Source organism: Streptomyces gobiensis, from assembly GCF_021216675.1.
Taxonomy (GTDB): Bacteria; Actinomycetota; Actinomycetes; order Streptomycetales; family Streptomycetaceae; genus Streptomyces; species Streptomyces gobiensis.
The window spans coordinates 4,086,120-4,109,516 of sequence record NZ_CP086120.1; the positions used below are offsets into that span (position 1 = coordinate 4,086,120).

17 protein-coding genes are annotated in these 23,397 nt (G+C 70.4%); all 17 read left to right on the top strand.

Annotated features, from left to right (window positions below):
- Window positions 1-95: 95 nt before the first annotated feature.
- The 17 genes from test1122_RS19215 to test1122_RS19295 all read left to right on the top strand — a co-directional run bounded on the left by test1122_RS19215 (window position 96) and on the right by test1122_RS19295 (window position 23,367).
- The gene (locus tag test1122_RS19215) at window positions 96-6,380 is read left to right on the top strand and encodes a non-ribosomal peptide synthetase (RefSeq protein WP_232270404.1); all 6,285 of its coding nucleotides are present in this window, start codon (window positions 96-98) and stop codon (window positions 6,378-6,380) included.
- Window positions 6,377-7,117, top strand: coding sequence for a thioesterase II family protein (locus test1122_RS19220; RefSeq protein ID WP_232270405.1), 741 nt, complete (start codon window positions 6,377-6,379; stop codon window positions 7,115-7,117). Before test1122_RS19215 ends, test1122_RS19220 begins: the two co-directional genes overlap by 4 nt.
- Before the next feature lie 78 nt (window positions 7,118-7,195).
- On the top strand, window positions 7,196-7,591 hold the full coding sequence (locus test1122_RS19225) for a hypothetical protein (RefSeq protein WP_232270406.1): 396 nt from the start codon (window positions 7,196-7,198) through the stop codon (window positions 7,589-7,591).
- 104 nt (window positions 7,592-7,695) lie between these two features.
- Window positions 7,696-8,136, top strand: coding sequence for an SPW repeat protein (locus test1122_RS19230; RefSeq protein ID WP_232270407.1), 441 nt, complete (start codon window positions 7,696-7,698; stop codon window positions 8,134-8,136).
- Window positions 8,137-8,707: 571 nt separating this feature from the next.
- A complete protein-coding gene (locus tag test1122_RS19235; RefSeq protein WP_232271986.1) occupies window positions 8,708-9,139 on the top strand; it encodes a response regulator in 432 nt (143 codons plus the stop codon).
- A gap of 50 nt (window positions 9,140-9,189) precedes the next feature.
- Window positions 9,190-9,981, top strand: a complete 792-nt coding sequence (locus test1122_RS19240; RefSeq protein WP_232270408.1) for a DALR anticodon-binding domain-containing protein — start codon at window positions 9,190-9,192, stop codon at window positions 9,979-9,981.
- A gap of 16 nt (window positions 9,982-9,997) precedes the next feature.
- Window positions 9,998-11,389, top strand: a complete 1,392-nt coding sequence (gene lysA, locus test1122_RS19245) for a diaminopimelate decarboxylase (protein WP_232270409.1) — start codon at window positions 9,998-10,000, stop codon at window positions 11,387-11,389.
- Window positions 11,390-11,493: 104 nt separating this feature from the next.
- Window positions 11,494-12,786, top strand: a complete 1,293-nt coding sequence (locus test1122_RS19250; RefSeq protein WP_232270410.1) for a homoserine dehydrogenase — start codon at window positions 11,494-11,496, stop codon at window positions 12,784-12,786.
- Window positions 12,787-12,791: 5 nt separating this feature from the next.
- Window positions 12,792-13,877, top strand: a complete 1,086-nt coding sequence (thrC, locus tag test1122_RS19255; RefSeq protein ID WP_232270411.1) for a threonine synthase — start codon at window positions 12,792-12,794, stop codon at window positions 13,875-13,877.
- A gap of 270 nt (window positions 13,878-14,147) precedes the next feature.
- Window positions 14,148-15,089 (top strand): homoserine kinase, encoded by a 942-nt coding sequence (thrB, locus tag test1122_RS19260; protein ID WP_232270412.1) that lies wholly within the window; start codon window positions 14,148-14,150, stop codon window positions 15,087-15,089.
- A 355-nt stretch (window positions 15,090-15,444) separates the two neighbouring features.
- Window positions 15,445-17,445, top strand: a complete 2,001-nt coding sequence (gene rho / locus test1122_RS19265) for a transcription termination factor Rho (protein WP_232270413.1) — start codon at window positions 15,445-15,447, stop codon at window positions 17,443-17,445.
- Window positions 17,446-18,225: 780 nt separating this feature from the next.
- Window positions 18,226-19,374: an LCP family protein gene (locus tag test1122_RS19270; RefSeq protein WP_232270414.1), complete on the top strand. Its 1,149-nt coding sequence runs from the start codon at window positions 18,226-18,228 to the stop codon at window positions 19,372-19,374.
- A gap of 210 nt (window positions 19,375-19,584) precedes the next feature.
- Entirely contained in the window at window positions 19,585-19,803 is a 219-nt protein-coding gene (gene rpmE / locus test1122_RS19275) for a 50S ribosomal protein L31 (protein ID WP_232270415.1), read from the top strand.
- A gap of 135 nt (window positions 19,804-19,938) precedes the next feature.
- Entirely contained in the window at window positions 19,939-21,009 is a 1,071-nt protein-coding gene (gene prfA, locus test1122_RS19280) for a peptide chain release factor 1 (RefSeq protein ID WP_232270416.1), read from the top strand.
- A 31-nt stretch (window positions 21,010-21,040) separates the two neighbouring features.
- Window positions 21,041-21,922 (top strand): peptide chain release factor N(5)-glutamine methyltransferase, encoded by an 882-nt coding sequence (gene prmC, locus test1122_RS19285; RefSeq protein ID WP_232270417.1) that lies wholly within the window; start codon window positions 21,041-21,043, stop codon window positions 21,920-21,922.
- A 150-nt stretch (window positions 21,923-22,072) separates the two neighbouring features.
- Window positions 22,073-22,720, top strand: a complete 648-nt coding sequence (locus test1122_RS19290; RefSeq protein ID WP_232270418.1) for an L-threonylcarbamoyladenylate synthase — start codon at window positions 22,073-22,075, stop codon at window positions 22,718-22,720.
- Window positions 22,717-23,367 carry an arsenate reductase/protein-tyrosine-phosphatase family protein gene (locus tag test1122_RS19295; RefSeq protein WP_232270419.1) on the top strand — a complete coding sequence of 217 codons (651 nt, stop codon included), beginning with the start codon at window positions 22,717-22,719 and terminating at the stop codon, window positions 23,365-23,367. Before test1122_RS19290 ends, test1122_RS19295 begins: the two co-directional genes overlap by 4 nt.
- Window positions 23,368-23,397: the final 30 nt, after the last annotated feature.

The window sequence follows — 23,397 nt, forward strand, 5'->3', positions numbered from 1 at the left end:
GGTCTCCTTCACCCTTTGGGGGGAGGTAAGTTGACGCCGACTCAGGCCAGCTCCGGCCGGTAGTTTCCGCACCGTCGAGATTGGGATGAAAGAGCATGACCGCCAACACCCCGCACGACGCCGGTCTCCCCGCGGCGGGCCTACTGGAGATCCTTCGGGGCCGGGTTGAACGGGACCCGAAGGGCACCGCGTTCACCTTTCCCTCCTTCGACGAGCGCACCGGCCTGGAACTGCCCGCCACGCACCTCACTCGTGGGGAACTCGACAGCCGGGCCCGTGCCGTGGCGGCGACCCTCCAGGCGCACGGTGCGGGGAACGGGCGGGTCCTGCTGCTGCTTCCACCCGGACCGGACTTTGTTGTGGGCCTGTTCGGCTGCCTGTACGCGGGTGCGTGCGCTGTAGCGTGCGCACCGCCCAAGGCCGGGCCCGGCACCGGGCAAGGCGAACGGTTTGTGCAGATCGGCCTGGACGCCGAGGTCGCCGTGGTGGTCGCCCAGCGCGACCGGGCCGCGGGGCTGCGCCGGGCCTGGGCCGGCGGCGGCGCCCCGGCGGCGGCCTGGATCGAGACCGACAGCCTCGGCGGCATCGGCGGCACGGTGGGCACAGACGGCACAGATGGTGAGGCCGCGTCCGCGGATCTGTGGGTGCCGCCCAGGATCGACGGCCGTGATCTCGCCCTGATGCAGTACACCTCCGGGTCCACCGGGGCTCCCAAGGGCGTCATGGTTTCGCAGGACGGTCTGCTGGAGCAGCTCCGGGTCTTCCGTGAGCTGGCCGAACTCCCCGACGGCGCTGATGTCGTCACCTGGATGCCCGTCTACCACGCCCTCGGCATCGCCGGGACCGTGACCATGTCGCAGTTCACCGGCGGCCGTTGCACGCTGCTGACGCCCGACGACTTCATCGCCGAGCCCTTCCGCTGGCTCAAGGCGATATCGGACGCATCAGCCCCGGTATTCAGCTGTGGGCCCAACTTCGCCTATGACCGCTGCGTCGAACGGATCACCCCGGAGCAGCGGGCCCAGCTCGACCTCAGCAGGTGGCATTCCGCTTTCAACGCCGCTGAGCGTATCCAGCGCCGCACCATCGACGCGTTCACCCGCACCTTCGAACCGCACGGCTTCCGCCGCGAGGCGTGGTTCCCCGGGTATGGGCTCACCGAGGTGACGCTGGGCATCAGCGGGCGCCGCGGCCCCGAGCCGCTGGTCCTCACCATGGACGCGGCCGCCCTGGAGCAGGGCAGGGCCGAACCGCTCGGCACTGACTCCGCCGCCCGTTCCACTGACCGCTCCGCCGAGCTGGTCGGCTGCGGGGTACCGCATCCGCGGGTGCGGATGCTCGTCGTCGACCCCGGGACCCGCACCGAGTGCGGCCAGGGCGAGGTCGGCGAGATATGGATCGCGGGCCAGGTGGTCAACCAGGGCTACTGGCGGCGCCCCGAACAGACGGAGGAGGCGTTCTCCGGCCGGCTGGCCAATGGCGAGGGCCCCTTCCTGCGCTCTGGCGACCTCGCGTTCCGGCACGGCGACGAGGTCGTGGTGTGCGGTCGGCTCAAGGAGCTGATCATCATCCGGGGCCGCAATATCCACCCGCAGGACGTGGAGGCCGCCGCCCGCCGGGCACACCCCGCTCTCGCGACCGCCCCGGCGGCGGCGTTCTCCGTCGACGCCGCGGAGGGCGAGCGACTGGTCCTCGTCCAGTCCGTTGAGAGCTCCGCTGAGGACGCCGGTGACCTGGATCTCGCGGCACTCGGCGCGGAGGTCCGCGCCGCCATCGCGGCCGAACAGGACGTCGAGGCGCACGCGGTGGTGTTCGTGGCGCCCGGCGATATTCCGATGACCGGGAGCGGAAAGATCCGCCGTACCACGTGCCGACAGGCCTACCTCGACGGAGAGCTCAAGCCCCTGCACACCGCCGCCGCGTCCGCCGCGCCCGCCGCCCCACCGGATGCCGCGGCGCAGGCCACCAGCCCGCTGCGGGACATGGTCCGCGGCCTCCCCGCGGAGCTGCGCGGTCATGTGCTGGCCGCGGAGGTCCGCCGGCGTATCGCCGCCCTCCTCGGCGCGGACCCGCACACGGTACCGGGGGACCGGCCGCTGATCGGCCTGGGCCTGGAGTCGCTGCGCACCGTCGAACTCCGCTACGGCCTCACCCGTGACTTCGGGGTGGCCCTGCCGATGGCCGGCTTCCTCCGGGGCAGCGTCGCCGATGTGGCCGGCAGTATCCTCCACGGCCTGGAGGGCGACGGGCCGCAGGCCGCGTACATCGCTGCCTGGCCCGCGCTGGCCGCCGACCCCGCGGCCCGCCATGAACCCTTCCCCCTGACCGAGATCCAGCACGCGTACCTGGTCGGCCGGGGCAGTGCGTACGACCTCGGCTCCACCTCCGTACACCTCTACACCGAATACGACTGCGCCGAGCTGGATCCCGTACGGCTGCGGCGGGCGCTGGACGCGCTGGTGCGGCGCCACGAGATGCTCCGGGCGGTGGTGTCCTCGGACGGCAGTCAGCGCATCCTGCCCGAGACGGGCGAGGTGCCCGTCATCGAGTACGACCTGCGAGGCGCGGGCACCGACCGCCTTGACGCACATCTCGGCGAGCTCCGCGAGGAGCTGAGCCACCAGGTGCTCCCCCTGGACGCCTGGCCGATGTTCGACATCCGGGTCACCTGGATCGAAGGCACCCGGGCCCGCGTCCATGCAGGCGTCGACCTGCTGATCGCCGATGTGGCCAGCATCCGGCTGTTCTTCCTTGAACTGGGCGATCTGTATGCCGACCCGGATGCCCAGCTGCCTCCACTGGAGGTGTCCTTCCGTGACTATGTGATCGCCGCTCAGAGCATCCGCGGCACCGAGGCGTACGAGAAGTCCAGGGCGTACTGGCTGCAGCGGACCGGGACGCTGCCGCCGAACCCGCGGCTGCCGCTGGTCGCCACCGGTCTGCCGGCCGGCCGCAAACCCCTCCGGGGGCGCCGTCACGCACGGCTGGACGCCAAGAGCTGGGCCCGCGTCAAGGAGCGGGCGGCGGCCCGGGGCCTGACCCCCTCCGCCGTACAGCTCGCCGCCTATGCGACCGTGCTCGGCACCTGGTGCCGGACGGGCCACTTCACCCTCAACGTCCCGCTGTTCAACCGGCATCCGCTGCACCCGGACATCGACCGGATCATCGGTGACTTCACCTCCGTGACCCTGCTGGAGGTCGACCTCCGCGCGGGCGGCGGCTTCAGCGCGCTGGCCGAACGCATCCAGCGGCAGCTGTGGCAGGACATGGACCACCGCTTCTTCAGCGGTGTGGAGGTCATCCGCGAGATCACCCGCGAGCGTGATGTGCCGGCCGCGGCCTTCTCCGCCGTCGTCTTCGCCAGCGCCCGTGAGCAGGGCCGCGACCAGGAGTTCAAGCAGGGTGAGGTGGGTGCGAACTGGCTCGGCGAGACCGTGTACGCGGTGTCGCAGACGCCGCAGGTGCTGCTTGACCACCAGGTGTACGAGGACCGCGGCACCCTGACCTACAAGTGGGACGCGGTGGAGGCGATGTTCCCGCCCACCGTCCTGGATGAGATGTTCAGCGCCTACGACCGGCTGCTGCACGCCCTCGCCGAAGACGAAGCCGAGGACGGGGACGGGGACGAGGGCGCCTGGGGCCCGGGCGGGGTGGATGTGCTGCCGGAGCCGCAGCGGCGGCTCATCGAAGCGGCCAACGACACCGCCGGTGAGATACCCGAGGGGCTGCTGTGCACCGCCGTCGCCGAGCAGGCGCTGGCCCACCCCTCCCGTACGGCCGTCATCGCCCCGGACCGCAGCATCGGCTACGGCGACCTCTACCGGCACGCCTGCCGGCTCGCCCGGCGCCTGCGCGGCCTCGGGGCGGAGCCGAACCGGCTCGTCGCGGTCGCCATCGGGAAGAGCGTGGAGCAGATCGTCGCGGTCCTCGCGGTGCACCTCTCGGGTGCCGCGTATCTGCCGGTCGACCCGGAGCTGCCGCCCGCCCGGCAGGACTGGCTGCTGGAGCACTCCGGGGCCGCCCTGGTGCTCACCCCGTCCCCGGGCCCCGACCGCCGCTGGCCCGCCGGGGTCACCGGGCTCCCTGTCGACCTGGAGTCGGCCGACGGGGACGACTCCCCGCTGGCCCCCGTGCAGCAGCCGGGCGACCTCGCCTATGTGCTGTACACCTCGGGGTCGACCGGCACCCCCAAGGGCGTCGCCGTGTCGCACCGGGCGGCGCTGAACACCATCGCCGACTTCACGGAGCGCTGCGCGCTGACCCCTGAGGACCGCGTTCTGGGCCTGTCCGCCCTCGGCTTCGACCTCTCGGTCGCCGATATCTTCGCCGTGCTGGGCAGCGGAGGCGCGCTGGTGCTCCCGGAACCGGAGGCGACCGCCGACCCCGCCCGCTGGCTGGAGCTCATGGCCGAGCACCGGATCACCCTGTGGAATTCGGTCCCCGCCCTGCTGCGGATGCTCGTCGAGCACCTGGGGAACCCGGCTGGCGGTGACGTGAGCGGCCGACCCGCCCACCCCGGTCTGGCGGCGCTCCGCGAGATCTGGCTCTCCGGCGACTGGATACCCGTCGACCTGCCGGGCCGTATCCGCGCCGCCGCGCCCGCCGCCCGGATCACCGCGGCGGGCGGGGCCACCGAGGCGGCGATCTGGTCCGTGGCCCATGAGGTCACCGCGGCCGACGCCGAGCGCGACTCGATCCCTTACGGCACGGCCATGCGCAACCAGACCATGGAGGTACTCAACGACCGGCTGGAGCCCTGCCCGGTGGGGGTCACCGGTGAGATATGCATCGGCGGCAGCGGACTGGCCGACGGCTACTGGCGGGACCCTGAGCGCACCGCGGAGTCCTTCATCACGCATCCCCGCACCGGGCGGCGGCTGTACCGCACCGGAGACCTCGGCCGGTGGCTGCCGGAGGGCGAGATCGAGATCATCGGCCGGGAGGACTTCCAGGTCAAGATACGCGGGCACCGTGTCGAACTCGGTGAGATCGAGGCCGCGTTGCTCCGCCAGGACGAGGTCCGTGCGGCCGCTGTCACCGTCATCGGCGGCGAACGCGAGGGCCGCCGCCTCGCCGCGGTAGTCGTACCGGACGCGCCGGAGGCCCGGGAAGCCGCCGCCGGGCACGAGGCGTACCGTGAAGCGCTCGGCGATGTCCTCACCGACCCCTTGGAGCGGCTGGCCTTCACGGCACGCCGTCCCGGGCTGCGTACCGACCTCGAAGGGACCGTCCACGCGTTGCCCGCCGCCGCACCGCGCACCGAGCCGGTGCCGCCGCGCGCCAGCCGCCGGACCTACGGGGACGGCCTGGTTCCCCTGGCCGCGCTCGCCCGGATGCTGGAGCCGTTGCGCGCGGACGAGACGGACACCGGCCCGAAGTACCGCTATGCCTCGGCCGGTGGTCTGTACCCCGTACAGACCTACCTCTATGCCGCCCCCGGCCGGATCGACGGGCTCGACGGCGGCACGTACTACTACGACCCGCGGCAGCACCGGCTGGTGGCGGTGGTGCCGGACGCCCAGCTCGACACCGCGGTCCACGCGCCGGACAACCACGGGATGTTCCGGAACTCCGCCTTCTCCGTCTTCTTCACCGCCCGGCGCGCTGCCGTCGAGCCGATGTACGGCAAGCGGGCGCGCGACTTCTGCCTGCTGGAAACGGGCCTGATGACGCAGCTGCTGGACGACGCCGCACCGGCGTACGGGATCGGGCTCTGCCAGGTGGGCGTCATCCACGCCACGGACGGGCTGCGCCGGGCCCTGGCCCTCGACGAGGACAGCGAAGTACTGCACGGCCTGCTCGGCGGCGCCCTCACCGCCGGCAGCGCCGACAGCGACCCTGCCCCGGAGCCCGTCCGGTTGCCCTTGGGCGAACTCCTCCGGGAGCGGCTGGCAGCGCTGCTTCCCGCTGCTCTGGTGCCGGCCACGTTCACCGAGGTGGAGCGGCTGCCGCTGACCCCCCGCGGCAAGCTGGACCGGGGCGCGCTGCGCAGTCTGGCCGAGGATGCGGCCAGAACCGGCGGCGGCGAGGGCGGCATCGGCGGCGACGGTGAGGCCAAGACCGGTACGGAGGCGAAGATCCTCGCGATCCTCCGTGCCGAACTGCGGCATGACAGCATTACCGTCCACGACCGCCTCCTCGACATCGGAGTGGACTCCGTGGTCATGGTCCGCCTCCACCGCGCCATTCAGACGGCGCTCGACCACCCGTTCCCGCTCGTGACGATGTTCGAGCAGCCAACGGTCCGGCACCTCGCCGATCACATCTCCGGAGCTGCCGGGGGTGCGGGGGCACAGCCCGCGCAGACCCCGGCCGACGCGGCATCCGGTGGGGTACGCGCGCAGACCCGGCGCGGCCGGGCGCGGCGGCGCCGGACATGACGGGCAAGACCGTGGCGCCCGGTAAGTCACTCCGGCTGTTCTGCCTGCCCTACGCGGGCGGCTCAGCGCGCCTGTTCCAGGACTGGCGGTACGCGCTCCCCGACTTTGTCGAGGTGTGCCCGGTCGAGCTGCCCGGCCGTGGCACCCGCTTCGGCGAGCTCCCGTACACCCGGCTGGAGCCGCTCGTCGACGATGTGCTGGACACTCTGGAAGAGCACCTCGATGAAGAAGGCCCCGGTCTGCCCTTCGCGCTGTTCGGCTACAGCTTTGGATCGGCCGTGGCGTTCGAGGCCGCCCGCCGCCTGGAGGCGGCCGGGCGGCGCCCCGCCTGCCTGGCGGTGGCGGCCTTCCGTTCCCCCGGGGCCTCGCCCCCGCGCGTGAAGGCCTCGTCCCTGCCCGACGCGGAGTTCCGCCGACTCCTGCGGGAGCTGGGCGGCACTCCGCGCGAGCTGCTGGAGAACGACGCGTTCATGGAGCTGATGCTCCCGGTCATCAAGGCCGACTTCTCGATCGCGGAGTCCTATGGGCACCGTTCCGGCCCGCCGCTGGACTGCCCCATCGTGGCCTTCGGCGGCGAGGAGGACCCGCTCATCGGCATGGCCGAGGTCAGGACATGGTCTCGGCACACGGCCGCGGGATTCTCGCTCCGCCCCATCCCGGGGGACCACTTCTTTATGCACAGCCACCGTGAGCTGCTGCTGAAAGAGCTGGCTACGGAACTCGCCACCCACCGCTGAGGGCTGGGCCCCTGGGCCCTGGGATAACCGGTGCCCATGCCTATGCACCGGCGCGTTCTGCGGGAATACTGCCGGGCCATGACGCTCACGGAACAATGCATTACCGAGGAACAGTTCGAGGAACTCCTCGCCGACGACTCCATAGCCATCGTCCACCGGACGCTGTGGCTGCTGCTGTGGGAGGGCGAGCTACGGGTGCTGGACCTGCTCTCCTGCGATGTCCGCGATGTTCACTTCGAGGAGAGAAGGGTGAGCCGGGCATCCGGGAAGGCGGTGTCGGAGGGGGTGGACTTCAGCGAGCGGGCCGCCGCGCTCCTGGCGGAGCTGACCCGGGGACGGGACAGCGGGCCCCTGTTCGCCGTGGGGGAGCGGGCGCTGAGCTGGGAGGCGGTGGTGCGGACGGCCGGTGAGCACGGGCACGCCATCCATGCGTTCCGGGCGGGCGGGAAGCTCCACCGGACCGACTCGGAGTAGCTCTCTGCGATATCAAAGGGTGCGATACAGAAGGTTATGCGAGCGATTCGGGGTAAGCCGGATATAGGGAGACAGATACGAGCCAATTGAAGGAGGCGGCCGAAATGACCGCGCCGACGTCTGGCATTGAAGAGCATCCTGACCTGGTGACCCTGCGCGCCCGCTATGCGAGGGCAGCCGCAACGCCCACCGCTCAGGGGCTGGAAGTTCTGACCCTGCTCACCGGCGTCTACCTGGCGGCTTCACCGTGGATCGTGGGCTTCAACGCCTTCCCGACACTGGCCGTGAACAATCTGATCACCGGTATCACTCTCGCGGTGCTCGGCTTCGGCTTTGGTGCGGCCTACGAACGCACCTACGGCATGAGTGGGGCGGCAGGCCTCATTGGTGTCTGGACGATCATCGCCCCGTGGGTTGTCGCAGGCAATGTGGCCACCACGGCCACGATCATCAACAACGTGATCCTCGGTGGTCTCGTTGTCATCCTCGCGACGGCGACCGGTGCGCTCGGCAAGGCGAGCAGCAGTCGTCGCAGGCAGGGCTGACGGCTGCTTCGTCAGTCTCCCGGGCCGACCCGCGTGACCGTGTCGGCCCGGCGTGCGGAGGCGCCCGCGTCGAGCCAACGGTGCAGCAGGGAAACCGCTTCCCCGCGCCGGACAGGGTTGGGTTCCTCTAACCCCGGCCCCTTTCCGGCTGTACCGATGTGAGGCTCCGCCGCGTGGCGGGGCTCCGCCCGGCTGCGGGTTGCCGTGGTGGGTGTCCCCGTATCCCGCCCCTTCCCGTAACCGGGGCTTTGCCCCGGGGCCCCGGGGTTGGCCGGGTGCGGGCCGGTGGCCAGGTGTTGTGCCCACCCGTTCCGCCCCAGCGGAACGACTGCCCACAACACGGGTGGGGTCTGGGGGCGGCAGCCCCCAGTTTCGGGAAGGGGCCGGGTTAGGGGAACTCCCACCGCCAGCGACGCCCAGCCACCCCCACCGTCGAGAGGTGCGAGGGCGCGCCGTCAAGAAGAGGGGCGTATACGGCCCGTATGACCGGCGTCATGGAAGCGAGGGGCAGAAACAGGCAAAACCCGGACGCAGCCGGTGGTGCACCCATACTCTTTAGTATGTGGCTGGTATGTCCGGCCGGGTCCTTGTCGTGGACGACAACAAGGTCATCCGGCAGTTGATCAGGGTCAACCTTGAGCTAGAGGGCTTCGAGGTCATGACCGCGGCCGATGGTGCCGAATGTCTGGACGTCGTTCACCACGTCCGGCCCGATGTCATCACACTCGATGTCGTCATGCCCCGGCTCGACGGCCTGCGTACCGCCGAGCGGCTGCGCGCCGATCCGCGGACCCGGCACATCCCGGTGGCGATCATCAGCGGCTGCACCAAGCTCGGCGTCGAGGAAGGCGTGGCCGCCTTCCTCGCGAAGCCCTTCGAACCAGTTGAGCTGGTCCGCATGGTGCGGCGGCTGCTCTATGGCGGCGGCCCCCGGAGCGACCACCCCGCGGCGCCATTGCCGTCCGTGACGGACGGTGCGGAGTCCGTGGTCAGACGTTCCTAGGGACGAAACCTGCTGGCTTTCCCCCGCCCCCTCTCCCATACGCTTGTTCCGTGACCCCCGCCCAGCTCTCGCGCACCGTCCTGCACACGCTGCGCCGTGCCGTCGAAGACGGGGAGCTGCCCGCGGCGGTCCGGACCCCCGAAAAGGTCACGCTCCGCAGGCCGCCGCACGGCGACGCCGACTACGCCTCCAACCTCGCCCTGCGGCTTGCCCCCGCCCTGGGCCGTCCCGCCCGCCAGATCGCGGAAATCCTGCGGATCAGGCTGGCCCAGCAGCCGGGTATCGCCCGGGTGGAGGTGGCTGGAGCCGGTTTCCTCAACATCACCGTGCGGGCGGCCGGGCGGACCGCGGTCGTACGCGAGGCCATAGCGGCCGGGCGGCGCGCACAGCCCGCCGCGCTGCCCGAAGACCCCGCCCGGGACGCCGCGCGCTGGGCGGCCGTCACCGGTCACCCCGTGACCTGCGAGCGGCGTGACAGCCAGCCGCTCTTCCGGGTCCAGTACGCCCACGCCCGCACCCGGGCACTCCTCACCAACGCCCGTGACCTGGGCTTCGGGCCGGAGCCCGGCTCCTACGAGACCCCGGCCGAGGCAGCGCTGATCGCCCTGCTGGCCGACTCCGGCCGGATCAGCGAACACGGCACCCCCGACCGCCTCGCCCGGCAGCTGGAAGCGGTCGCCGAGGCCTTCTGCGACGTTCACGACGTCCACCCCATCCTGCCCCGCGGTGACGAGAAACCCCGGGCCGCCCACCGTGCCCGCCTGGCCCTCGCCGAGGCCACCGGAGCGGTGCTGGCCGGCGGCCTGACCCAGCTCGGCATCAGCGCACCGAACCATCTCTGAGGGGATTCAGAGCACCATGAGCCGTTCCGCCCACCCCGCCGGGCCCCGTCACGCCGATGTGCTGCCCGAGGGGCATTACACAGCGCCGCCCGCCGATCTCAACGCCCTGGATCCACGCGTCTGGGCCCGTACGGTCGTACGCGACGACGACGGCGTCGTCAGCGTCGGCGGCCTGACCGTCAGAGAACTCGCCGAGGAGTTCGGCACCCCGGCCTACATCCTGGACGAGGACGACTTCCGTTCCCGGTGCCGGGCCTGGCGCGAGGCCTTCGGCGCGGACGCGGATGTGTTCTACGCCGGGAAGGCCTTCCTCTCCCTCGCCGTCGTCCGCTGGCTGCATGAGGAAGGCCTCAACCTGGATGTCTGCTCCGGCGGTGAGCTGGCCACCGCGCTGGCGGCCGGAATGCCCGCCGAGCGGATCGCCCTGCACGGCAACAACAAGAGCAATGAGGAGATCCAGCGGGCCGTGGAGGCCGGGATCGGCCGGATCGTCCTCGACTCCTTCCAGGAGATCGCCCGGGTCGCCCATATCGCCCAGCGACTGGGCAAGCGCCAGCCGGTACTGATCCGGGTCACGGTGGGCGTCGAGGCGCACACCCATGAGTTCATCGCCACCGCCCACGAGGACCAGAAGTTCGGCCTGCCGCTCGCGGGCGGGCAGGCCGCCGAGGCCGTACGCCGGGTGCTGCGGCACGAGTCGCTGGAGCTGACCGGCATCCACTCACACATCGGCTCCCAGATCTTCGACACCTCCGGCTTCGAGGTGGCCGCTCACCGGGTCGTCGGGCTGCTGCGGGAGATCCGCGATGAGCACGGTGCCGAGCTGCCGGAGATCGACCTCGGCGGTGGCCTGGGCATCGCGTACACCCCCGAGGACGACCCACGGGAGCCGCACGAGATCGCGAAGTCGCTCGGTGAGATCGTCACCCGTGAGTGTGAGTCCGCCGGCCTCTCGGTGCCCCGGCTCTCGGTGGAACCGGGCCGGGCGATCGTTGGACCGACCGCCTTCACCCTCTACGAGGTCGGCACCGTCAAGCCGCTGGAGGGGCTGCGGACATACCTCAGCGTCGATGGCGGGATGTCCGACAACATCCGTACCGCGCTCTATGACGCGGAGTACACGGTCTCCCTGGTGTCCCGTGCCTCCGAGGCCGAACCGATGCTGAGCCGGGTGGTGGGCAAGCACTGCGAAAGCGGAGATATCGTCGTGCGTGACGCTTTCCTCCCCGCCGATACGGCTCCGGGTGACCTACTCGCGGTGCCCGCTACCGGCGCGTACTGCCGCTCGATGGCCAGCAACTACAACCACGCGCTGCGCCCGCCCGTCGTCGCGGTCAAGGACGGCGTGGCCCGGGTGATCGTCCGCCGTGAGACGGAGGAGGATCTGCTGCGGCTGGATGTCGGGTAAGAGACAACTTCTGAGAAAGCCGTTTCACATACTGGACCGGGGAGGGAATCTCCGGGTCTGTACGTGAGACTTGGACTACCGAGAATGACGAAAAGTGAGGTCAGATGATGCGTACGCGTCCGCTGAAGGTGGCGCTGCTGGGCTGTGGGGTTGTCGGCTCAGAGGTGGCGCGCATCATGACGACGCACGCGGATGACCTCGCTGCCCGGATCGGCGCCCCGGTCGAGCTGGCCGGGATCGCCGTCCGCCGCCCTGGCCGGGTCCGCGAGGGTGTGCCCGAGGAGCTGATCACCACCGACGCGACCGCCCTCGCCAAACGCGAGGACATCGACGTCGCGGTCGAGGTCATCGGCGGCATCGAGCCCGCCCGCACCCTCATCACCACCGCCTTCGAGCATGGCGCCAGTGTGGTCTCCGCCAACAAGGCACTGCTCGCCCAGGACGGCCCGGCCCTGCATGAGGCGGCCGACAAATACGGCGCGGATCTCTACTACGAGGCCGCCGTCGCCGGCGCGATCCCGCTGGTACGCCCGCTGCGCGAGTCGCTGGCGGGCGACAAGGTCAACCGTGTCCTGGGCATCGTCAACGGCACCACCAACTTCATCCTGGACCGGATGGAGTCCAGCGGCGCCGGATACTCCGAGGCGCTGGACGAGGCCACCGCCCTGGGCTACGCCGAGGCCGACCCGACCGCCGATGTCGAAGGCTTCGACGCCGCCGCCAAGGCCGCCATCCTCGCCGGGATCGCCTTCCACACCCGAGTCGGTCTGGACGAGGTGCACCGCGAGGGCCTCACCGAGGTCACCGCCGCCGATATCGCCTCCGCCAAGCGCATGGGCTGCACGGTCAAGCTGCTCGCCATCTGCGAGCGGGCCGCCGACGGCAAGTCCGTCACCGCCCGCGTCCACCCGGCGATGATCCCGCTGTCCCACCCGCTCGCCTCCGTGCACGAGGCGTACAACGCGGTCTTCGTCGAGGCCGAGGCAGCCGGCCAGCTGATGTTCTACGGCCCCGGAGCGGGCGGTTCGCCCACCGCTTCGGCCGTCCTCGGCGATCTGGTGTCCGCCTGCCGCAACAAGATCAGCGGAGCCAGGGGACCGGGCGAGTCGGCCTACACCCAGCTGCCGGTGAGCCCCATGGGCGAGGTCGTCACCCGCTACCACATCAGCCTGGACGTCGCCGACAAGCCCGGTGTGCTGGCCCAGTGCGCCATGGTCTTCGCCGAGCACGGGGTCTCCATCGACACCGTCCGGCAGCAGGGCAAGGACGGAGAGGCCTCGCTGGTCGTCGTCACCCACCGCGCTCCCGACGCCGCGCTCAGCGCGACCGTTGAAGCGCTGCGCAAACTGGACACCGTACGCGGCGTCGCGAGCATCATGCGGGTCGAAGGGGAATGAGAGACATGTCCGCCACTATCAACGCCTACGCTGTCACTCATCAGTGGCGGGGCATCATCGAGGAGTACCGCGACCGGCTGCCGGTCAGCGAGACGACCCCGGTAGTGACCCTCCGTGAGGGTGGCACTCCGCTGGTGCCCGCCCAGGTGCTCTCCGAGCGCACCGGGTGCGAGGTGCACCTCAAGGTCGAGGGGGCCAACCCCACCGGTTCCTTCAAGGACCGGGGCATGACCATGGCCATCTCCAAGGCGAAGGAGAACGGCGCCCAGGCCGTCATCTGCGCCTCCACCGGCAATACGTCCGCCTCCGCCGCCGCCTACGCGGTACGCGCCGGAATGGTCTGCGCCGTGCTCGTTCCGCAGGGCAAGATCGCGCTGGGCAAGATGGGCCAGGCCCTGGTGCACGGCTCGAAGATCCTCCAGGTCGACGGCAACTTCGACGACTGTCTCACCCTCGCCCGCGGGCTGTCCGAGAACTACCCGGTGGCGCTGGTGAATTCGGTCAACCCGGCCCGTATCGAGGGCCAGAAGACCGCCGCCTTCGAGGTCGTCGACATGCTCGGTGACGCTCCCGACATCCACGTCCTGCCGGTCGGCAACGCCGGGAACATCACGGCCTATTGGCGGGGCTACCAGGAGTACGCCGCCGATGGCCCCGCCGCCCGTACGCCCCGGATGTGGGGATTCCAGGCCTCCGGCTCCGCGCCGATCGTCCGCGGCGAGCCGGTGAAGGACCCGCACACCATCGCCACCGCGATCCGGATCGGCAACCCCGCGTCCTGGACGCAGGCCGAGCGGGCCCGGGACGAGTCCGGCGGCCTCATCGATGAGGTGACCGACCGTCAGATCCTCGCCGCCTACCGGCTGCTCTCGGCCCAGGAGGGCGTCTTCGTGGAGCCCGCCTCAGCCGCCTCCGTGGCCGGGCTGCTGAAGGCCGCCGAGGAGGGCAGGATCGACCCTGGGCAGCGCATTGTCTGTACGGTCACCGGCAATGGCCTCAAGGACCCCGACTGGGCCGTCGCGGGCGCACCGCAGCCGGTTACCGTGCCGGTTGACGCCGCTGCCGCGGCCGCGCGGCTCGGTCTCGCGTGAACCACCTGCTACGGTCTTGTCAGCTTCGTCGTCTGGTTGTTGACTGCATGCGACTGTTGACTGCACAGGCCACATAGGAGCACGGGCGGAGTACGACACGCATCGTGCGCCTCCTGTGCGCCCTATGTCGCCAGTGAACCTTCCTTCGATAGGCTGTTACTCATCCCCACCCGGTGCGCGCGCATGTGCCACGGGTCTAGGAGCCGGTCCGGCAGGTGCCGCGGTGTCCGGGGAGTTGCTCGCAAACCAACCAAGGAGAGTCATCGAGCGATGGCCGGTCCAGCGTTCCGCGCCGCCGCCGTCCGGGTGCGCGTCCCTGCCACCAGCGCCAATCTTGGCCCCGGCTTCGACGCCCTCGGCCTGGCGCTGGGGCTCTATGACGATGTGGTGGTCCGCGTCGCCGAGTCCGGGCTGCATATCGACATCGCGGGCGAGGGGGCCGACACCCTGCCCCGGAATGAGGACCATCTGCTCGTGCGCTCGCTGCGTACGGCCTTCGACCTGCTCGGCGGCCAGCCTCGTGGTCTGGAGGTCGTCTGCGCCAACCGCATCCCGCACGGCCGCGGCCTGGGCTCCTCCTCGGCCGCGATCTGCGCGGGCATAGTCGCCGCCCGCGCGGTGACCACCGGTGGCGCGGAGAAGCTGGACGACACGGCGCTGCTGGAGCTGGCCACCGAGATCGAGGGCCACCCGGACAATGTCGCCGCCTGTCTGCTCGGCGGATTCACCCTCGCCTGGACCGATGGCGGCGCCGCCCGGGCGATTAGAATGGAACCTGCGGATTCCATCGTTCCGGTGGTCTTCGTGCCCGCGAAGCCGGTACTGACCGAGACCGCCCGCGGACTGCTTCCACGTACGGTCCCGCATATCGACGCGGCCGCCAACGCGGGCCGGGCCGCGCTTCTCGTAGAGGCGCTGACCAGGCGTCCTGAGCTGCTGCTGCCCGCCACCGAGGACCGGCTGCACCAGGAGTACCGTGCTCCGGCGATGGCCGAGAGCGTTGAGCTTGTGAACCGACTGCGCGCCGATGGCGTCCCAGCAGTCATCTCCGGCGCGGGCCCCACGGTCCTCGCGCTGGTGGCACCACCTATGACCAGCGCGGCCGAGAAGGTCGCACAGGCCGCGGGAGAGGGGTGGGCCGCGAACCGGCTGGCCCTGGACTCCGCGGGAGCCAGTGTGCTGCCGCTCACCGGCGCCAGCACCGGGCAGTGACGCGATTGCCGGTAATGGAGAGGGGGAATGTTTGTTGGATCCGGTAGTGTTAACCTCAAGTCTGCACTCGCAGCCGCATTGGTGCGGTGCACAGTGTCCCCATCCGGGACCACCCCCTCTTCCGGGAGCTTCCCACACTGTCTGAGCAGCCTGCCGAGCAGTGTCGACCACGCTCCGGAACCGGCGCGACCGACGTACGTCATCCTCTCGCGCCACTCAATGAACTGATTCCTCCGCCGTACGCACAGGCGGGACCACCGCCCCGGCACGGTCACCGAAACAAGGACCGCAGCCGGACAGCACAACCGGTCGCCGAGCCAGACAGGCCGACGTCCGCTCCAGGGAAGGACCCTTCGTGAGCGACACCACCGATCTGATGGGCGTGAACGCCGACGCGCCTGCTAAGGACGCTTCTGCCGCGCCTGCCTCTGGTGCTGCCTCCGGCACCGCCGGACGGCGGCGCCGTTCCGGCACCGGCCTTGACGGCATGGTCCTGGCGGAGCTGCAGCAGGTCGCTTCCAGCCTCGGAATCAAGGGCACCGCGCGGATGCGGAAGAGCCAGCTGATCGAGGTCATCAAGGAGAAGCAGGCCGGGGGCTCCGGCGGTACGGACACCGCCAAGCCTGCCGACGCCGAGACCAAGCCGAAGCGCCGGGCCACCTCACGGGCCCGTACGGGTGACGTGACCGCGGATGCCGCGACCGGCGAGAAGCCGGCCGCCCAGCAGCAGATCGACATCCCCGGCCAGCCCGCCAGCGATGAGGCCCCCGCGACCGGCCGTCGCGCCAAGGCCGCCGACAAGAGCGCCGCCGCTGAGAGCAAGGCCGAAGGCAGGGCCGACCGCAAGGCAGACGCCTCGGCGGCCGTCAAGACCGACGCCAAGACCGAGGCCAAGAGCGAGGTCAAGTCCGAGACCGGCACCGCCGACACCAAGGCGGAGGCCGCCGAGGGCAGGACCGACGCCGCCAAGGGCGAGGGCAAGCAGCAGGACCGCCAGCCCAAGCGTGACCGCCAGCGTGACCGCCGCAAGGGCGGCGACGGTGGCGGCGGCGGTGGCGGCCAGGGCCCGCAGGGCGGCCAGGGCGGCGGCCAGCGCCAGAGCCGTGACGAAGACGACTTCGAGGGGGGCCGCCGGGGCCGTCGCGGCCGCTACCGGGACCGCCGGGGCCGTCGTGGCCGCGAGGACTTCAACGAGCCGCAGGTCTCCGAGGACGATGTCCTGATCCCCGTCGCGGGCATTCTGGACATCCTCGACAACTACGCCTTCGTCCGGACCTCCGGCTACCTGCCGGGCCCGAACGACGTCTATGTCTCCCTCGCCCAGGTCCGTAAGAACGGCCTGCGCAAGGGTGACCACGTCACCGGCGCGGTCCGCCAGCCGCGTGAAGGCGAGCGGCGCGAGAAGTTCAACGCCCTGGTCCGGCTCGACTCGGTGAACGGCATGACGCCCGAAACCGGCCGCGCCCGCCCGGACTTCTCCAAGCTCACCCCCCTGTACCCGCAGGACCGGCTGCGGCTGGAGAGCGACCCGGGCGCGCTGACGACCCGGATCATCGATCTGGTCGCGCCCATCGGCAAGGGCCAGCGAGGACTGATCGTGTCGCCGCCGAAGGCCGGCAAGACCATGATCATGCAGGCGGTGGCCAACGCCATCACCCACAACAACCCCGAGTGCCACCTGATGGTCGTCCTCGTCGACGAGCGGCCCGAAGAGGTCACCGACATGCAGCGGTCGGTCAAGGGCGAGGTCATCTCCTCGACCTTCGACCGCCCCGCCGAGGACCACACCACCGTCGCCGAGCTGGCCATCGAGCGCGCCAAGCGCCTGGTCGAGCTGGGCCACGATGTGGTCGTCCTGCTGGACTCCATCACCCGCCTGGGCCGCGCCTACAACCTCGCGGCTCCCGCCTCCGGCCGGATCCTCTCCGGCGGTGTCGACTCGACCGCGCTCTACCCACCGAAGAGGTTCTTCGGCGCCGCGCGGAACATCGAGGACGGCGGCTCGCTGACCATCCTGGCCACCGCGCTGGTGGAGACCGGCTCGCGGATGGACGAGGTGATCTTCGAGGAGTTCAAGGGCACCGGCAACATGGAGCTCAAGCTCGACCGGAAGCTCTCCGACAAGCGGATCTTCCCGGCGGTGGACGTGGACGCGTCCGGCACCCGTAAGGAAGAGATCCTGATGGGCAGCGATGAGCTGGCCATCGTCTGGAAGCTCCGTCGGGTACTGCACGCGCTGGACCAGCAGCAGGCGATTGAGCTGCTGCTGGACAAGATGAGGCAGACCAAGTCAAACGGCGAGTTCCTCATGCAGATCCAGAAGACCACCCCGACCCCGGGCAACGGCGGCGACTAGTCTTTAACGCCGCTCTCGCACTGGTCGGCGCCTGGGGCGCCTCTCAGGCTTCGAGCCGCTGCGCCGGACTCCGTCCGGCGGTGGTGGCTGAGCCCCGTCGGAGCTCACACGGGCGCGTACCCCTAGGGGTACGCGCCCGTCGGCGTTGTCCCCAGCCCCGCCCCTTCCCGTAACTGGGGGCTGCCGCCCCCAGACCCCCACCCCGTGTTGTGGGCACTCGCAGCCCCGCGAGGGGCTGTGGGTGGGCACAACCCCGGGCCACCGGCCCGCACCGGCCAACCCCCGGGGCCCCGGGGCGAAGCCCCGGTTTCCGGGAAGGGGTGGGTATTGGGGAAAGCCCACCCCAGACGGGCAGCAGCACCCCCCTGCGCGGCGGAGCCGCATATCGGTGCAGCCGTGAGGGCGGGGGCGCCCGGGCGTGGGGCAGCGCCCCCGCCGCAGAGCCGCACCGTCAAACCCCGGGGGCCCGGGGCGAAGCCCCGCCACGCGGCGGAGCCGCATATCGGTACAGCCGGGAAGGGGCGGGTATAGGGGAAACCCCACCCGGGCGCCCCGGCGGTGAGAGCTTGGCCACACGGGGCTGCCGGACCGCACCCCGCGGACGCGACCGCTCCGGAGCGCGTCGTCGCAGGCAGAAGGGGGCAAGACGCCCCCGTACGCCGCCTAACCGACTCTTGATCGTTTATCGGGACCTCATAACCGTTTGTGCAACCCTTCGGCGGAACTCGACGTCTAACGGACGTATTGCCGGAGAGCAGGACTGAGCCACGAGGTACACAGATGGCGGACGAGAGCACCAGCGATCGGGCGGCCAGGAGCCGCTCCGGTGTCATACGCGCCACCGGACGCCGCCGTAAGCGCCGAACCGCACGGCAGCGGGCGCTGCGCATCACCGCCTGGACAGTGGCGGGCGGGCTCCTCGTCGGCGGCGCCGGTCTCGGATACGTCTACGTCAAGCTCAACGGCAATATCTCCGGCGTTGACATCAACGCCGCCCTCGGCCCCGACCGGCCGGAGGACATACCCAACGGCTCCCTGGACATCCTCGTCCTCGGCTCCGACTCCCGCAGCGGCGACAACGCCAAATACGGCCAGGACGAGGGCGGCGCCCGCTCCGACACCGCGATGATCGTCCACATCTACGAGGACCACAAAAGTGCCAGCGTCGTCTCCATACCCCGCGACACCCTCGTCGACCGCCCGGCGTGCGAGGCGAGCGAGGCGAGAGAGGCGAGAGAGGCGAGAGAGGGCGGCAGCGTGCCGCCCGCCCGGCGGGCCATGTTCAATGAGTCGTACCAGCTCGGCGGCCCGGCCTGCGCCGTCAAGACCGTCGAGTCGATGACCGGCATCCGGATGGATCACTACATGGAAGTCGACTTCACCGGCTTCGAGGAGCTCATCGACACCCTCGGTGGCGTGGAGATCACCACCACCAAGGCGATCCACGACAAGAGCAGTCACCTCAATCTGGACCCGGGCACCCACACCCTGGGCGGTGAGCAGGCGCTCGGCCTGGTCCGCACCCGCAAGGGCGTCGGCGACGGCAGTGACCTGGGCCGTATCCAGCTGCAGCAGGCCTTTGTGAAGGCCCTGATCGACCAGATCAAGAACGTCGGGGTGCTCAGCAACCCGAAGAAGCTTCTCGACCTCGCCGATACCGGCACCTCGGCGCTCACCACCGACTCCGACCTCGCCTCGGTCAACTCCCTGACCGGCCTGGCCAAGGTGCTGCGGGGCATCGGCTCCGACGACATCAACATGGTGACCCTGCCGGTGGCCTACGACCAGAACGACCCCAACCGGGTGGTGCCGCTCCCGGCGCAGTCCCGCCAGGTCTGGCAGGCGCTCAGGGCGGACCAGCCGATACCGGAGTCCGCTACCAAGGACTCGGCCGGCGAGGAGACCGACGCCCACGGCCTCGTACGCTGACCGGAACATCACTGGTCAGGGGCCTTCGGGGCGCACCCCGGAGAAGCAACCACCCACGGACATCAGCCACCGACCCCCCGGCCCACCCCGGAATAGGGCTCCCCCGTTTTGGGAGGTACGGCCAGTAGTGGCAAACTGGTACGTCGGCCCCGGTTCACGCACGGCAATCCCGCCCAGCGACCCGGCGCCCTCCCGAACCTAGGAGACACCTTGAAGCGCGATATTCACCCGGAGTACGTCGAGACCCAGGTCAGCTGCACCTGTGGCGCCTCGTTCACCACCCGTAGCACCGTTTCCGAGGGCGCTATCCGCGCCGACGTGTGCTCTGAGTGCCACCCGTTCTACACCGGCAAGCAGAAGATTCTCGACACCGGTGGCCGCGTGGCCCGCTTCGAGGCGCGTTTCGGCAAGAAGGCTGGGTCCAAGTAGCGACCCCACAGCGCCGGTTCCCGGTCGCCCCTCCGGGCGGCGCGGGACCGGCGCTTTGTCGTCCCAGGCCATGTCCCACCCGTCCCGCTTGGCCCAAGCCCCGCGCCCATCCCTTCTTCCAGTGAGGAACCCCCGATGTTCGAGGCGGTCGAGGAACTGATCGGCGAGCACGCCGACCTCGAGAAACAGCTCGCCGACCCCGCGGTCCACGCGGACCAGTCGCATGCGCGCAAGCTCAACAAGCGCTACGCCGAGCTGACCCCGATCCTCGCGGCCTACCGCGCCTGGAAGCGATGCGGTGACGACGTCGCCACGGCCCGTGAGCTCGCCGTGGACGACCCCGACTTCATTCCGGAGGTCAAGGAGCTTGAGGCACAGCAGGAGGAGCTGACCGAGAGGCTGCGGCTGCTGCTCGTCCCGCGTGACCCCAGCGACGACAAGGACGTGATCCTTGAGATCAAGGCCGGTGAGGGCGGCGACGAGTCCGCGCTCTTCGCCGGTGATCTGCTGCGGATGTATCTGCGCTACGCCGAGCGCCAGGGCTGGAAGACCGAGCTCATCGAGGCCACCGAGTCCGACCTCGGCGGCTACAAGGACGTCCAGGTCGCGGTGAAGACCAAGGGCCAGCGCGAGCCCGGGCAGGGCGTATGGGCCCGGCTCAAGTACGAGGGTGGCGTTCACCGCGTCCAGCGGGTCCCCGCCACCGAGTCCCAGGGCCGTATTCACACCTCCGCCGCCGGAGTCCTCGTCCTCCCCGAGGCGGAGGATGTCGATGTGGAGATCAACCCGAACGACCTCCGTATCGATGTCTACCGTTCCTCCGGTCCCGGCGGCCAGTCGGTGAACACCACTGACTCCGCGGTCCGTATTACCCACGAGCCCACCGGCATCGTGGTCTCCTGCCAGAACGAGAAGAGCCAGCTTCAGAACAAGGAACAGGCCCTGCGCATCCTGCGTGCCCGGCTGCTCGCCGCCGCGCAGGAGGAGGCCGAGAGGGAGGCGTCCGACGCCCGCCGCAGCCAGGTCCGTACGGTCGACCGTTCCGAGCGCGTACGCACCTACAACTTCCCGGAGAACCGGATCTCGGATCACCGGGTGGGCTTCAAGGCGTACAACTTGGACCAGGTGCTCGACGGCGAACTCGACCCGGTGATCCAGGCGTGCGTCGACGCCGACTCCGCTGCCAAGCTGGCTGCGGCCCAGTAAACGCTCGTACGGGACGGGTGGGAAGAAGACCATGCAGCAATCTCCCGGGGGGCGACCCCCGTACCCCCGAGGACTTCTTCTGGCCGAGGTGGCACAGGCCACCCAGCGGCTGGCCGACGCCGGTGTGCCCTCCCCGCGTTTTGACGCGGAGGAGCTGGCGGCGTTCGTTCACGGCGTCAAACGCGGTGAGCTGCACCGCGTCGCCGACGCCGACTTCGATGCCCGGTACTGGGAAGCCATCGCCCGCCGGGAGGCGCGCGAGCCGCTGCAGCACATCACCGGCCGCGCCTTCTTCCGCTATCTCGAACTGCAGGTCGGCAAGGGCGTCTTCGTGCCACGCCCGGAGACCGAGTCCGTGGTCGGCTGGGCGATAGACGCCGTACGTGCCATGGATGTCGCCGAGCCGCTGATCGTCGATCTGTGCACCGGTTCCGGCGCCATCGCCCTCGCGCTCGCCCAGGAGGTGCCGCGCTCCCGGGTGCACGCTGTCGAGCTGGACGAGGGCGCCCTGCTCTGGGCCCGCAAGAACATCGAGGGCTCCCGCGTCACTCTGCATCCGGGTGACGCGCTGACCGCCCTCGCCGAACTGGACGGCCAGGTTGACCTGGTCATCTCCAATCCGCCCTATATTCCACTCACGGAATGGGAGTATGTCGCTCCGGAGGCCCGCGACCACGACCCACAGCTGGCGTTGTTCTCCGGGGAGGACGGACTCGACTTCATCCGCGGTCTTGAGCGCACCGCTCATCGGCTCCTGCGCCCCGGTGGGGTCGTTGTCGTTGAGCACGCCGACACCCAGGGCGGTCAAGTGCCGTGGGTGTTCGCGGAGGCCCGCGGCTGGGCCGACGCCGCGGATCATCCAGATCTGAACAACCGGCCCCGCTTTACTACAGCCCGCAGGGAGGTGCCGTAAGTGACTCCGCCGTTCCGCGCTTAGACACGGGGTGGCTTCCCCCCTCAGCCCGACGGCTGGGGCGAGGTCAAGCCCTGACCTCAATCCGAAGACAGATGGCCATCGTATGAGGACTGCGACACTTCCGCAGCCAGTTCAAGGAGGATTCCGATGGCACGGCGTTACGACTGCACCGAAGCGACCGACCGCAAGACCGGCCTGCGCGAGGCCGCCTCAGCCGTCCGCCGCGGTGAGCTCGTCGTACTGCCCACGGACACGGTCTACGGCATCGGCGCCGACGCCTTCAGCCCGGATGCGGTGGGCGATCTGCTGGAGGCCAAGGGCCGTGGCCGCGGTATGCCCTCACCGGTGCTGGTCGGCTCCCCGAACACCCTGCACGGCCTGGTCACCGGCTTCTCCGAGCTGGCCTGGGAGCTGGTGGACGCCTTCTGGCCGGGCGCGCTGACCCTGGTCGCCAAGCACCAGCCGTCCCTCACCTGGGACTTGGGCGAGACCCATGGCACCGTCGCGATCCGTATGCCGCTGCATCCGGTCGCGATCGAACTGCTCAGTGACGTCGGCCCGATGGCGGTGTCCTCCGCCAACCTCACCGGATACCCGGCCCCGCAGACCTGCGACGCCGCACAGGACATGCTCGGCGACACGGTCGCCGTCTACCTCGACGGCGGGCAGACGCCGGACACCGTGCCCTCCTCGATCGTCGATGTCACGGGCAAGGTACCGGTTCTGCTGCGGGCGGGCGCCATCAGCGCCGATGAGCTGCGCAGGGTCGTACCTGATCTGAAGGAGGCCAGTTGACCGCGCCCGAAGGGCGTGGCATACCGGCAGCCAGTACTGGGCGGGCCTTCCGTATCCTCCACGTCTCCACCGGCAACGTCTGCCGCTCGCCCATCACCGAGCGGCTGACCCGTCATGCCCTGACGGACCGGCTCGATGGCAGGCTCTCCGGCGGACTGATCGTCGAGAGCGCGGGCACCTGGGGACATGAGGGTGCCCCCATGGAGGAGCACGCCGCGACCGTCCTCACCGACTACGGGGCCGACCCTGCCGGGTTCCTCGGCCGGGAGCTGCTTGACGAGCACGTCATCCGCGCCGACCTGGTGCTGACCGCCACCCGGGACCACCGGGCGCAGGTGATCTCGATGGGGCACTCGGCGGGTCTGCGCACCTTCACGCTGAAGGAGTTCACCCGGCTCGTACGGGCCATAGACCCCGCGACACTGCCCCACCCGGAGGGGGCGGGCGGCGTGGCGGAGCGCGCCCGCGCACTGGTCCAGGCGGCGGCCGCGCTGCGCGGCTGGCTGCTGGCGCCCAGCGCCGAGGCGGATGAGGTTTACGACCCGTATGGCGCGCCCATCACGTACTTCCGTAGCGTCGGTGAGGAGATCCGCACCGCGCTCGACCCGGTGGTCACCGCGCTCACCGGGGTGCCGGCCCGGGCGTAGGCTGTGGGCCTGAACTGCTGAGAGACCTCT

Excerpts from the sequence above, each read along its gene's own strand:
- test1122_RS19215 (WP_232270404.1), top strand. The coding sequence starts at position 96 with ATGACCGCCAACACCCCGCACGACGCCGGTCTCCCCGCGGCGGGCCTA.
- test1122_RS19220 (WP_232270405.1), top strand. The coding sequence starts at position 6,377 with ATGACGGGCAAGACCGTGGCGCCCGGTAAGTCACTCCGGCTGTTCTGC.
- test1122_RS19225 (WP_232270406.1), top strand. The coding sequence starts at position 7,196 with ATGACGCTCACGGAACAATGCATTACCGAGGAACAGTTCGAGGAACTC.
- test1122_RS19230 (WP_232270407.1), top strand. The coding sequence starts at position 7,696 with ATGACCGCGCCGACGTCTGGCATTGAAGAGCATCCTGACCTGGTGACC.
- test1122_RS19235 (WP_232271986.1), top strand. The coding sequence starts at position 8,708 with ATGTCCGGCCGGGTCCTTGTCGTGGACGACAACAAGGTCATCCGGCAG.
- lysA (WP_232270409.1), top strand. The coding sequence starts at position 9,998 with ATGAGCCGTTCCGCCCACCCCGCCGGGCCCCGTCACGCCGATGTGCTG.
- test1122_RS19250 (WP_232270410.1), top strand. The coding sequence starts at position 11,494 with ATGATGCGTACGCGTCCGCTGAAGGTGGCGCTGCTGGGCTGTGGGGTT.
- thrC (WP_232270411.1), top strand. The coding sequence starts at position 12,792 with ATGTCCGCCACTATCAACGCCTACGCTGTCACTCATCAGTGGCGGGGC.
- thrB (WP_232270412.1), top strand. The coding sequence starts at position 14,148 with ATGGCCGGTCCAGCGTTCCGCGCCGCCGCCGTCCGGGTGCGCGTCCCT.
- test1122_RS19270 (WP_232270414.1), top strand. The coding sequence starts at position 18,226 with ATGGCGGACGAGAGCACCAGCGATCGGGCGGCCAGGAGCCGCTCCGGT.
- prfA (WP_232270416.1), top strand. The coding sequence starts at position 19,939 with ATGTTCGAGGCGGTCGAGGAACTGATCGGCGAGCACGCCGACCTCGAG.
- prmC (WP_232270417.1), top strand. The coding sequence starts at position 21,041 with ATGCAGCAATCTCCCGGGGGGCGACCCCCGTACCCCCGAGGACTTCTT.
- test1122_RS19290 (WP_232270418.1), top strand. The coding sequence starts at position 22,073 with ATGGCACGGCGTTACGACTGCACCGAAGCGACCGACCGCAAGACCGGC.